The sequence below is a fragment of the Arthrobacter sp. MDB1-55 genome (assembly GCF_059092925.1).
This window is the reverse complement of the sequence record NZ_JBNHID010000001.1, coordinates 1404290-1416914: the sequence shown is the minus strand read 5'-3', so window position 1 is coordinate 1416914 and position 12625 is coordinate 1404290. Positions and strand designations below refer to the sequence as shown.

The window sequence follows — 12625 nt, the reverse complement described above, 5'->3', positions numbered from 1 at the left end:
CACCCTATCGGTCTCTCGAATGCTTCCGCTTCTCGGAGACGGTCATTCCCCGAGGCGCACCGGCTGGGTTTCCTGTGGGGAGGGTCTCGGCTGCACGTTAGAGTTGAACCGTGGTAGACCGCAGAGACATCAGTTCATGGCTGGAAGGGCCGCCTTCCCGCGGAGACGGTCATTGGCCCGGTCAGCGGCTGGGCAGGCCAAGGGACGGCGTCGGTTCGGTGGCGCGTCCGGGGCGCAGACTAGGAGCTCTGGTTATCGATTGGGCGCTCTGCAGCCTGATCTCTGCCGCGTTCTTCAACTATGACGGTCTGGCCACTCTCGGCATCTTCGCCCTCGAGCAGATGCTTTTGGTGGGAACGCTGGGATACAGCGCCGGTCACAGGGCTTTCGGTATGCAGGTCCAGCATGTTGAGGGCAGGGCAGCCGGGCTCGGCGCCGCCATCGTGCGCGCCCTGCTCATTTGCCTGGTCATCCCCGCGGTGGTCTTCGACGAGGATCAGCGCGGCTTGCATGACCGCGCTGTCGGAACCCTGCTCGTCCGTATCTAGGCTGTTCGATATTTAGGCTGTTCGATCCAGTCCAGATGAATCAGGTCGGCCCGGATACAACAAAAGCCGGTGCGCATCGAGCGCACCAGCTTTTATCTCATCGGCCGCGCATCGCCTTGCGGTCCGGGCGCGCCTTGAACGGATCGACGCCCTTGGGGATGGGCATGCGGGCACCGAGAGCGCTTAGTCGCTTGTCAACCGCGGACACTTCCTGGCGGGTCAGGTTCTTCTTCATCTTCTGAAGTGTCTTCGAAATGCGCTGCAGGGGAACCTGGCCTTCGCCCTGACCCGCGTGTACGACGTGAACCGGCACTCCGGGCACAATCCGGTTCATCTTGACCCGTTCCGCGTTGACGAGCTGCTTCACACGGTTCACGGGCCCCTCGGCAACAAGGACTATTCCCGGCCGCCCAATCGCGCGGAATACGGCGTCCTGGGTGCGGGCGTTGACCGCTACCGGTTCATCCTTCAGGATCCAGCCGCGGCGCAGCACACTGAGTGCAGCTCCCGCTGCACCGGGCTTCCCCTCGATCTGCGCGAAGGCTGCGCGTTCGGCTCTCCGCGACAGAATGAAGAGAGCAGCGAGGAATGCGAGCGGAACGGCGATGATAAGCATCGTCACCACGTTGTTGATCAGCAGTCCGATCAGCAGCCCCACCGCAACTACGGCCAGGAACGCCAGAAGCATGATCCAAACGACGTTTGGGTCATTGCGGCGGGTCATCGCGAACACTTCGCGGATGCGCTTCATTGTTCCCGGCTTCTTCGAAGACTTGCCTGCCTTCGGTTTGCGGGAAAACAGGCGGCGCCGTGCGCTCGATCCGTCAGCGTCAGAAGGAGTGTTGGAACTGTTGTCAGTGCTGTTGGCCATAGTGGCTTAAGTCTACGGGATGCCCAACGCGTATCGGGCGCCCCAGCCGAAGCCGGAGCGCCCGATAAAAGCGTGAACCGCGAAGGTGTATCAGCCCGCCATGAGGGTGGAGGCTTCCTGCAGAGTGCTGCCCGAATCCTCGATGTGTGCGAGCTCAGGAGGAAGCTCAAGACCCTTCTTCCGCATGGCGCGGGCCCACAGCCGGCCAGCGCGGTAGGAAGACCGGACCAGCGGGCCACTCATGACGCCCAGGAAGCCGATCTCGTCAGCCTCCTGCTGCAACTCAACGAATTCCTGCGGCTTGACCCAACGGTCCACCGGGAGGTGCCGCTCACTGGGGCGAAGGTATTGCGTGATGGTGATCAAGTCGCAGCCGGCTTCGTGAAGATCCCGGAGGGCCTCTGAAATCTCCGCCCGGGTCTCGCCCATTCCGAGGATCAGGTTCGACTTGGTAACCATGCCCTGATCGCGGCCCTGTGTGATGACGTCCAGCGATCGTTCGTATCGGAACGCCGGCCGGATGCGCTTGAAAATGCGTGGGACAGTTTCGACGTTGTGCGCGAAGACCTCGGGTTTGGCTTCGCAGATCCCCATGATGTGTTCCGGCTTCCCCGAGAAATCCGGGATCAGAATCTCGACGCCGGTCCCTGGGTTGAGCGAGTGGATCTGGCGAATCGTCTCAGCGTAAAGCCATACCCCCTCGTCCTCGAGGTCATCCCGTGCCACTCCGGTTACTGTTGCGTACCGCAGGTTCATGGACTGGACGGATTGCGCAACCTTGAACGGCTCGCTCCGGTCTAGAGGTGCGGGCCGTCCGGTGTCGATCTGGCAGAAGTCGCACCGGCGCGTGCATTCCGAACCACCGATGAGGAAGGTGGCCTCCCTGTCTTCCCAGCATTCGAAGATGTTGGGGCATCCTGCTTCTTCACAGACGGTGTGCAGGCCCTCCTTTTTCACCAGGTTCTTCATCCCAACGAACTCGGGACCGATGTTCACCTTGGCTTTGATCCAGTCCGGTTTGCGCTCCACTGGAACAGCGGCGTTCCGTGCCTCGACGCGCAGCAGTCGTCGTCCCTCGGGGGCCAGACTCACAGTAGAACTCCTTCCGGCCGGTCGTTGCTGCCGGCCTTCACTGTCTCGGGTACGGGGAGAGCGCCCTCGGCATCAAGGACCAGCGACCCCTCATTCTTACTTAGTTCTTCTTCGATACGAGAAACGATGTCCGCGGGTGTAACTGAGCGGCCAAGTTCCTGGGAAATGCTCGTTACACCAGCATCGGTGATCCCGCACGGAACAATCTGGGCGAACGGCGACAGATCATTGCTGCAATTAATAGCGAACCCGTGCATGGTGACTCGCCGATTGATCCGGATGCCGATGGCAGCGATCTTCCTGGCCGGCCCCCGTTCGTCAGCCTGCAACCAAACGCCGGATCGCCCCTCGATTCGTACCCCCGAAATCCCATAATCCAGCAGGACTGCGATGATAACGTCTTCCAAGATTCCGACGTAGTCGGCCACACGGGTTGGTTCGGGAAGGGCGAGGATGGGATAACCGACCAATTGCCCTGGCCCGTGCCAGGTCAGTTTCCCTCCACGGTCAACGGGCACCACGGGCGTACCGTCAAATGGTTTCTCATGATCCTCGGTTCGCTTGCCCGCGGTGTACACGGCCGCGTGCTCCAGCAGCAGGACGGTACTCGGCGAGGACCCGGCAACAACTGACTCGTGCAGTGCCTTCTGGCGGTCCCATCCTTCGAGGTAATCGACGAAGTGGGGGTCGAATCCGATTCGTGAGAACTCCAGCGTCATGCCTCAAGGGTAGACCCGGGCAGTGACGATCTCCCATTCGCGGGTACCGGCCGGTTGTGGATAACTTACGGACGCCGGAAAGAAATAGCCAAGAATGGCGACCATGGACAATTTCCTTCGCCAGACTGCGGCGGACCAGGATGTGGTTTCCCGGAACAACGCCCGCCCGGATACGCCCCCGGCCGTGGACGGTTACCGTACCGGAAGATTGCTCGGAACGGGAGGAAATGCAAATGTCTGGCTGCTCGAGGAGCGGCAGACCGGAGTGGCAAGAGCGCTCAAGGTGTTTCCCGCATACGCACCGGGGGGAGAACACGGCCGGAACACCAGCAACGAACTCCTGGCACAGTTGCGCAGGGAGAGCACTGTCCTGGGCTCGCTGGAACATCCGCACCTGCTTGGCCTGCATGCCGTCGTCTCCACGGACCAGGGGCCGGGGTTGATGACCGATTACGCGGCGGGCGGCTCCCTCCTCAATCTGGTGACTGCACGTGGGCGCCTCAGCCCCGGGGAATGCATCACCGTCCTGGCTCCCATCGCACAGGCCGTGGCCCACCTGCATTCGTCGTCGGTTCATCACGGAGACCTGTCGCCCGGGAATGTGCTGTTCACCGCAGAAGGGAAGCCGCTGATCGGTGACCTAGGGGCAGCTCGCCTGCTCGGCGAGAAGTACTTAGGAGCCGCCGGTACCGCAGGGTTTTCGGAGACTCACAGCGGAGAAATAGGGCCTCCCGCGGCCGCAGCCGATGTGTACTCATTGGCGGCGCTTGGCTGGTACTCGCTCACCGGCAATCCTCCCGGGCAGACGAAGGATAGGGTTCCACTTTCCCTGCTGGTGCCCGAGGTTTCTTCCGAGCTGCTCCAGATACTCGAATCTGGGTTGGAGACCGAGTGGACGGCGCGGCCCTCAGCTGCCGAATTCGCGGAAACCGTCCTGCGTTCCGGTGTCCCTCGGCCGCTTGACCTGGTGGCCGCCGTGCACCCTTCCGTGCTTCCGCAGTTGCTCACCCGGCGCCCTGCCGATATCCCGGCAACTGCTCCTCGCCCCCGGCTTGCTGCAGTGCTTGGAAGCTTACGCCCCGGGAAGGCAACCTCGCGGAGGAAGAAGCGAGCGCGGCTGGCCGAACCGAGAGGTCGCCGACGCAGGCAACCCGGTCGCCCGGAGCCTAAGTGGAAGTCAGCGGTACCCCAAACAACTGCCGCTGTGCTTGTGCTTCTCGGATCAATGATGGCCGGTCAGCACTTCCTCGGTGGGATCAGCACCGGCACCAGCGAACCGGATCCGGCACCTCTCACGGTCGGGATCGCCTCGAGCCAAGGGGTCGAAGAATCCGGAGCCAAGGCGCAGCAGGGAGAGGGCACCGAGACGGAGACCGCTCCGGCCGCGCCCGCGCCGGCCTCCGTCTTGTCCGCTGAGATGCAGGCGCGGCTGTCGGACGCAGATCCGGCCAAAGTCCTGCCGGCGCTGGCAGGAGTGAGGGCGATGGCTTTGACGTCCGCCGATACCGACCTGCTCTCACACGTGAATATCCGCGCTTCGGAGGCTATGGACGCGGATCGCGTCCTCGTAGCGGGTTTGCAGGAGCAGGGCCTTGTGTTCAGCGGGCTGAGTATCCGGGTTGAGGGAGCTTTTCTGACGGACGCCCTTGAAATCCCGGAGGGGGCTGCAGCGGTTACTGCGACCGTAGTCATGTCCGGCTACAGCGAGACTGACACGTCCGGGTCGGCAGTGCGCACAGTACCTGATTCGACACCGCAGGAGCTCGTCTTCGTCCTGATGAAGGAAGCGGACGTATGGAAAATCGACAGCGTACACACGGCCGGCGCAGTCTGAAAGGCGTCCTCCTGTGTGGCTATGATCGGACAATGGCTCCCTCTCATTACCTGCGCTATCCGCACCTGTCCGGAGATCTCCTCACGTTCGCAGCAGAGAACGACATCTGGGTTGCTCCGTTGTCCGGCGGCCGCGCATGGCGAATATCTGCACTCCAGCAACCGGTCCGTAATCCGAGGTTCTCGCCCGACGGTTCCACCATCGCCTGGACGGTAATCCAGGGTGCCGCGCCTGAGGTGGTAGCAGCAGATACTGACGGTGGAAACTTCCGCCGCTTGACCTACTGGGGGCACCAAAGCACGCGCGTCAAGGGGTATACGTCTGACGGCCAAATCATCGCGACAAGCGCCTTCCGCCACGAAGACCCCCGGCACACCTGGGCGTACACCCTCCCCACGGACGGATCCCCGGCCGCCGTCGTACCGTACGGACCGCTCGACGCCATTGTCCACGGAGAAGCTGTCGGAGACGAGCGGCCAGTTGTCATCGGCAGCGTCATGACCCGTGAGCAAGCCTGGTGGAAGCGCTACCGCGGTGGGACAGCAGGCAAGCTCTGGATCGACCTGGACGGATCCGGTGATTTCAGCCGCTTCCTTCCCGATCTCGACGGAAACCTCGCCGACCCGATGTGGGTCGGCGGTCGCCTTGCCTTCCTGTCAGATCACGAGGGCTACGGCAACCTGTACTCAGTGACGGCGAACGGTGAGGATCTTCGGCGGCACACCGATCACGAAGAATTTTATGCTCGGCATGCCAGCACCGATGGAAGTCGGGTCGTCTACGAGTCAGCCGGGACACTCTGGCTCCTCGACGGTCTCGATAGCGAAGCGCGCGCCCTCGACATCACTCTCGGTTCGGCTTCCACGGGGCGGCGTCCCCAACCGCTCAACGTTTCGCGTCACCTTGCCGCGGCCGTACCAGTCACAGATGGGCGGGCGAGCGTCATCGAATCGCACGGTACGCTTCACCTGCTTACACACCGCGATGGCCCATCGCGGGTGGTGGATGCCACCGCAGGAGTGCGGGCGCGCCTCGGCCGCCCGGTTGGTGACGATCATGTGGCCTATGTTGCCGACCACGACGGCGAGGAAGCGCTGTACATCCGCAACGTGTTCGACGTCGACCTGCCCGTCGCAAGCGGTCCCTCCCTTCCAGGAACTGAAACCGCGGACCATTCCTTGCCCGCGCCGGTGCCCGCGACGCTCCCGGACGGGTCTAGCTCACCGCGCGAGACAGCGTCGGCAGCTGAAACCGCGGAGACCGCAACGCCGGACGCGGCCATCGTCGTCGCGCAGGATTCTGCGGGCAGCGAGGCGCTGTCCCGCGTCGATTTCGGCGGACCGTTCAGGGCAAGCAATCTCGCGGTAAGCCCGGACGGCAAAGTCATTGCGGTCGCCGGTGAGATGGGACAGATTCTCATTCATGAGGTGGGAAGCGAGGGCTTCTTCACCCTCTCAACGACGCCTCACGGTGCGATCGACGATCTCGCTTTCTCACCTGATTCAGCCTGGCTGGTCTGGGCAGAACCTGTCACCGGAGAAGGCGCCCGTACGCGCATCCGGCTGGCACGGGCAGCACGTGACGCTGAGATCCTCGACGTGACGGACGGACGCTTCCGCGACCATGCGCCGTCGTTCACTCCCGATGGCCGCTTTCTCGCCTTCCTCTCGGACCGAAGCTTTGACCCGGTATACGACACCCACCGATTCGACCTGAGCTTCCCGGCCTCGACTAAGCCATTCCTGGTTGCATTGGCTGCGGGCACGGCCTCCCCTTTCGGGCCGGCAGTGCACGACCGTCCGGCGCCCGCTGAGGAGAAAGACGGCGCCAAGACGACCGTAGACGTTGCAGCGGAACGGATCGGGGAGCGGATCATCCCGGTGCCTGTGCCGCAGGGTTCGTATGAGGGCCTGCGCACTGCCGATAACTCACTGCTGTGGCTGGCTGCGGACACCGTGGGGACTACCGGTGACGGCCGTGCCACCACCGACACCAAGGAGCCGGCGAAGCGGCTGGAGCGATTCGACATGCTCAAGCGGGAGACGGCCACACTGGTGCAGGAAGTGGACTCTTTTGAGGTCAGCGGCGACGGCAAGCGGGCCGTAGTCATCCGGGCCGGCGCGGTCACCGCTGTCCCCACATCCGGCCCGGCCGATCCGGATTCGACGGAGCGGGTGACGGTTGAACTCAACCGTATCCGTGTCCTCCTCGATCCTCCGAGTGTATGGCGCCAGGCCTTCGAGGACGCCTGGCGTCTCCAGCGCGATTTCTTCTGGGCCGAAGACATGGGCGGTCTGGACTGGGTGGGCGTACGGGACCGCTACCGGCCGCTGCTGGACCGTATCGGATCCCACGACGACCTCGTGGACCTACTGTGGGAGCTTCACGGGGAACTCGGCACCTCGCATGCCTACGTCACGCCTGCCCTGGCCAGTGAGCCGGGCGCCGGAGCGCAGGGTTTCCTGGGCGCCGAGCTCAGTAGGTCTGAACGGGGCTGGCGAGTGGACCGCATCTTCGCCGGCGAGTCGTCAGACCCGCAGGCGGCAGCGCCGCTAGCGGCCCCCGGAGTGGCCGTGGAGCCCGGAGATATTATCCAAGCCGTCGACGGCGTTCCCGTTCCGCCCGAATTGGGTCCGGCCGTTCTGCTCACCGGAGCCGGCGGGCGCCCGGTCGAGCTTACCGTCGCCCGTCACGATGACGACGGCGATCACTCCGAGGTACGCAGGGTCGCGGTTGTGCCGCTTCGGAGCGAGGAACGGCTCCGCTATCAGAACTGGGTCAATGCGAACAGGTCGATTGTCCACGAAGCCTCGGACGAGCGGTTCGGCTATCTCCACATCCCGGACATGGTGGCCCGAGGCTGGGCCCAGCTCCATCGGGACCTGGACCGGGAGACCGCACGGGATGGTCTGATCATCGATGTAAGGCGCAACCGGGGTGGTCACACGTCCCAACTGGTCGCAGAGCTCATCGGACGCAAAGTGACCGCCTGGTCTCTTCCCAGAGGGGAACAGCCTGGGACATATCCTGCGCATGCACCGCGCGGTCCTGTGGTGATCCTGACGGATGAATTCGCCGGATCTGACGGTGACATCATCACCCAGGTAGCGAAGCTCCGCGGAATCGGGCCGGTCATCGGAACACGGACTTGGGGCGGCGTGGTGGGAATCGACGGTCGGTTCAGCCTCGCGGACGGTACCGGGGTAACCCAGCCGCGCTATGCCTTCTGGATGACAGGCGGCGTCGAGTGGGACGTGGAGAACTACGGGGTGGATCCTGATATCGAGGTGCCCTTCCCACCGCACGCATACGCCGCGCAGGAAGATCCGCAACTCGAGCACGCCGTGGGAATTCTCCGCGAAATGCTGGAAGAGCTTCCCACGGACGTGCCTCCAGCCCGGAGGGATCATCCCCGGCTGGCACCGGCGCCCCTTCCACCCCGCCGCTGAGAGTATGGGCGCCTGTCCCGGTCATTGACCGGGACGGGTGTTGAATGAAGAGACAAGACGCCCCGATCACCTGACGGTGACCGGGGCGTCTTGTAGAGCTGGGGAAGCGCAGGTCAGGACTCGAGGGTGGCGTCCAGCGAGATGTTCTTCACCGCTGCAAGAGCCTGGGAGACAGGGCACCCGGTCTTTGCTTCATCAGCAAGGCGCTGGAAGTCTTCCTCGCTCAGGCCCGGAACAGATGCCTTGAGAGTAAGCCGAATCGCGGTGATGCCCTCTCCCGGCTGGAAGTCCACCTCCGCCTTCGTCTCGACTCGATCAGGTGTCTTGCCCTCTCCGCCCAGCGCGTGGCTGAAAGCCATGGAGAAGCACGCAGAATGTGCCGCAGCGATGAGCTCCTCAGGGCTGGTCTTGCCTTCAGCCTGCTCCGCCCGGGCCTTCCACGTGACGTCGTAGGTTCCGAGGCCGGACGTGTCGAGCGATACCTGACCTGAGCCCGTGGGCAGGTCACCGGTCCAGACGGTGTGTGCTGAGCGTACGGTAGCCATGAGTTCTCCTGTTCGATGGTTGAATCATGTGCACCGGACGGGACGTCCGGTGTTTCCCCGTATTCGACGGGGAAGTCTTTCTAGAACCTGATGACAGAAGGCAGCGCCCCGAGAAACCGGAACGCTGCCTTCTGCATGAGGTGGGTTACAGCCCGAGGTCAGCCTCGAATGCACCATCTTCAAGACGGGACTTCAGTGACTGCAGGAACCTACCGGCGTCAGCTCCATCCACCAGACGGTGATCGTAGGTGAGGCAGAGGTACATCATCGAGCGGATGGCAATGGTGTCTTCACCATCGGCATCGGTGATCACCACGGGGCGCTTGACGATTGCACCGGTACCAAGGATGCCGACCTGAGGCTGGTTGATGATCGGAGTGTCGAAAAGCGCTCCGACCGAGCCAATGTTGGTGATGGTGAAGGTTCCGCCCGAGAGTTCATCTGGGCCGATCTGGCCGTTGCGGGTGCGTGCACCGACGTCGGCAATCTTCTTGGCCAGACCTGCGAGGTTGAGGTTTCCGGCATCGTTGATAACGGGAACGAGCAAGCCCTTCTCGGTGTCCACCGCAATGGCGAGGTGCTCGGCGTCGTGGTAGGTGACTTCCTTCGCATCCTCGTCGAACGAGGCGTTGAGCTTGGCGTGCTGCTTCAACGCTTCGGTTACTGCCTTGGCGATGAAGGGCAGGAAGGTCAGCTTCGCGCCATTCTGCGCCTGGAAGGTGTCCTTCGCCTTCGCGCGGAGCCGCGCCACGCGGGTCATATCAACTTCAATGACCTGTGTCAGCTGCGCTGAAACTTCGAGCGATTCCCGCATGCGGCGGGCGATCGTCTGGCGGATGCGGGGAGCCTTCTCGACCGTACCGCGCAGCTTCGAAGCCGCGGGGGCGGCAGCGGGAGCCGAGGGCGCAGCAGCCGCAGGTGCGGCCGCACTCGGAACTTCCTGCTGCGGTGTCTTTGCGGTCTCGGCAGCCTCAAGCACGTCCTGCTTGCGGATCCGTCCACCAACACCTGTGCCCTTGATGGAGCCGAGGTCAACGCCATGCTGGTTCGCGAGCTTGCGGACCAGGGGAGTGACGTACACAGAATCTGATCCGGCCGCCGTTTCCTTCCCGGCCGCGTCGGTGGGCTTCGGCGCTGCCGGCGCAGGAGCGGGCTCGGCACTTTCGGCAGGTGCGGGTTGCGCCTGCTTCTGAGCAGCCGGCTCAGCGGCCGGCTCCTCGCGCTCCGTGGACGGGGCCGCAGCTACCGGTTCGGCTGACGTCGGCTCCGCCTGAGCGGGAGCAGCACTGCCTGAGCCGATAACGGCGAGGACAGAACCCACCTCCGCGGTTTCGTCCTCATTGACCCGGATCTCCTGGAGCGTTCCGGCGACCGGTGAAGGGATTTCTGTGTCTACCTTGTCGGTGGAGACCTCGAGGAGAGGCTCGTCTACTTCGACCTCGTCACCGACCGCCTTGAGCCAGCGCGTGACCGTTCCTTCAGTAACGCTCTCGCCGAGAGCGGGCAGAGTAACTTCGGTGCCCTGTCCGCCGCTGGTGCCGGCGTCGGACTCCGAAGCCTGCTCCGCTGCGGTGGCTGCGGGGGCTGCAGCGTCAGTGTCCTGGGCTGCACTTTCTCCCGGCTGATCCTGCGTCGCAGCATCGTCCGACGGCGCCTGCTCTGCCGATCCGCCGTCTTCCGAACTGTCCGAACCGCCCGAGCCGTCACCGATCCTGACGAGTGGAGCACCTACCTCGGCTGTTTCGTCCTCGGCGACCAGGATCTCCTCGATGACCCCCGCAATAGGGGATGGGATCTCTGTGTCGACCTTGTCCGTCGATACCTCGAGCAGCGGCTCGTCGACTTCAACGCGGTCGCCGACCTGCTTGAGCCATCGGGTAACAGTACCCTCAGTAACGCTCTCGCCCAGGGCCGGCAAGTTCACGGATTCAGACATGGTGTCCGGTTCTCCTTGTTCGTTCTACCTTCGACCGCCGGTACCGGGATCAGCCGGTCGGTTTGAGGTTGCCAGTGATGCTTTGTGTGGAGCTTGGTGCGGTTTTCGAACAACCGCTCGAGTGTTCGTCAGCCGTGCAGCGGCTTGCCCGCCAGGGCAAGGTGCGCTTCGCCCAGCGACTCGTTCTGGGTCGGGTGTGCGTGAACCAGTTGGGCTACGTCCTCCGGGTACGCTTCCCAGTTCACAATGAGCTGGGCCTCACCGATCTGCTCACCCATACGGGTGCCGATCATGTGGACGCCGACCACCGGGCCGTCCTTCTCGCGAACCAGCTTGACGATGCCGCCGGTACCGAGAATTGAGCTCTTGCCGTTACCCGCAAGGTTGTATTCCTGGGTTTCGACGCGGTCATCGCCCAGCTTGTCCCTGGCGGCCTTTTCAGTCAGGCCGACTGAAGCGATTTCCGGCTCGCAGTAGGTGACCTTGGGAATGTTGACATCTTCGACGATGACAGGCTTGAGTCCGGCGATCTCTTCCGCAACGAAGATTCCCTGCTGGTAGCCGCGGTGCGCAAGCTGGAGTCCGGGAACGATGTCGCCGACCGCGTAGATGTTTCCGACGCCGGTGTGGAGACGCTCATTGGTGATCACGAATCCGCGGTCGAGGGTAAGGCCGGCTTCTTCGTACCCGAGGTCGGCAGTGACGGGGCCGCGGCCAACAGCGACAAGAAGTAGATCCGCTTCGAAGGTCTTGCCATCCGCGAGGGTGACCTTGACGCCGTTGTCATCCTGCTCGACCTTCTCGAAGAAGGTTCCGGTGTTGAACTTGATGCCGCGCTTCTTGAACGCACGCTCGAGGTTCTTGACGATTGATGCGTCCTCGTTGGGAACCAGGGATGGCAGGCCCTCAATGATGGTGACGTCGACGCCGAAGGACTTCCAGACGGAGGCGAACTCACAGCCGATCACACCGCCACCGAGCACGATGGCGCTGGAGGGGATCGTGTCCATGGTGAGTGCGTGGTCCGAGGTGATGACCTTGCCGCCGATTTCAAGTCCGGGCAGCGACCGTGAGTACGAGCCGGTTGCAAGAACGATGTTCTTGCCGGTGTACGTGGTGCCGTTCACTTCGATGGTGTTCTGGCCGGTCAACCGGCCGGAACCCTCGATGACGGTGATGCCCTTGGCCTTGATGAGCCCCTGCAGGCCCTTGTACTTGCCGGCGATGATGCCGTCCTTGTATGCATTCACGGCGGTCATGTCGATCGACTCGAACGTGGCCTTAATGCCGTACTTCTCGGCCGATCGCGCACTGTCGGCGACTTCAGCCGAATGCAGAAGCGCCTTCGTGGGGATGCACCCATTGTGTAGGCACGTGCCCCCGAGCTTGGCCTTCTCGACGAGCCCGACTGTGAAGCCGAGCTGCACGGCGCGGAGGGCGGCGGCGTAACCGCCGCTGCCTCCGCCCAGTACCAGGATGTCGAATTCTTGCGCAGTTGCCGTATCGGCCACTTGGACGCTCCCTCGCGTGATCGGTGACGCACTTGAGTACGCGCGTCGGTTGATGTCTGGCGGAATGCTTGGTGTGATCTGGCTTCACCCTATCGCCAGATCACACCATCAGCCACTTAG

General features: G+C 63.3%; 9 protein-coding genes. 3 read left to right on the top strand and 6 right to left on the bottom strand.

Annotated features, from left to right (window positions below; translation table 11 throughout):
• Positions 1-110 precede the first annotated feature (110 nt).
• Positions 111-548 carry an RDD family protein gene (locus tag AC5RU3_RS06690; protein WP_493965097.1) on the top strand — a complete coding sequence of 146 codons (438 nt, stop codon included), beginning with the start codon at positions 111-113 and terminating at the stop codon, positions 546-548.
• A 97-nt stretch (positions 549-645) separates the two neighbouring features.
• On the opposite strand, the gene AC5RU3_RS06685 is transcribed toward AC5RU3_RS06690, so the two are convergent.
• The 3 genes from AC5RU3_RS06685 to lipB all read right to left on the bottom strand — a co-directional run bounded on the left by AC5RU3_RS06685 (position 646) and on the right by lipB (position 3230).
• Complete coding sequence (locus AC5RU3_RS06685; protein WP_493965096.1) at positions 646-1419, bottom strand: DUF4191 domain-containing protein; 774 nt, start codon at positions 1417-1419, stop codon at positions 646-648.
• 90 nt (positions 1420-1509) lie between these two features.
• On the bottom strand, positions 1510-2511 hold the full coding sequence (gene lipA, locus AC5RU3_RS06680) for a lipoyl synthase (protein ID WP_309071266.1): 1002 nt from the start codon (positions 2509-2511) through the stop codon (positions 1510-1512).
• A complete protein-coding gene (gene lipB, locus AC5RU3_RS06675) occupies positions 2508-3230 on the bottom strand; it encodes a lipoyl(octanoyl) transferase LipB (RefSeq protein WP_309071267.1) in 723 nt (240 codons plus the stop codon). The genes lipA and lipB overlap by 4 nt, the downstream gene beginning before the upstream one ends.
• Positions 3231-3333: 103 nt before the next feature.
• Here lipB and AC5RU3_RS06670 point away from each other — a divergent pair, with 103 nt between their 5' ends.
• Entirely contained in the window at positions 3334-5064 is a 1731-nt protein-coding gene (locus tag AC5RU3_RS06670; RefSeq protein ID WP_493965095.1) for a serine/threonine protein kinase, read from the top strand.
• 32 nt (positions 5065-5096) lie between these two features.
• Positions 5097-8513 carry a S41 family peptidase gene (locus AC5RU3_RS06665; RefSeq protein WP_493965094.1) on the top strand — a complete coding sequence of 1139 codons (3417 nt, stop codon included), beginning with the start codon at positions 5097-5099 and terminating at the stop codon, positions 8511-8513.
• 113 nt (positions 8514-8626) lie between these two features.
• Here AC5RU3_RS06665 and AC5RU3_RS06660 read toward each other — a convergent pair whose 3' ends face one another.
• The 3 genes from AC5RU3_RS06660 to lpdA form a co-directional block, all read right to left on the bottom strand.
• On the bottom strand, positions 8627-9058 hold the full coding sequence (locus tag AC5RU3_RS06660) for an OsmC family protein (protein ID WP_309071270.1): 432 nt from the start codon (positions 9056-9058) through the stop codon (positions 8627-8629).
• 145 nt (positions 9059-9203) lie between these two features.
• Positions 9204-10994: a 2-oxoglutarate dehydrogenase, E2 component, dihydrolipoamide succinyltransferase gene (sucB, locus tag AC5RU3_RS06655; protein ID WP_493965093.1), complete on the bottom strand. Its 1791-nt coding sequence runs from the start codon at positions 10992-10994 to the stop codon at positions 9204-9206.
• 128 nt (positions 10995-11122) lie between these two features.
• On the bottom strand, positions 11123-12505 hold the full coding sequence (lpdA, locus tag AC5RU3_RS06650; protein WP_309071272.1) for a dihydrolipoyl dehydrogenase: 1383 nt from the start codon (positions 12503-12505) through the stop codon (positions 11123-11125).
• Positions 12506-12625: the final 120 nt, after the last annotated feature.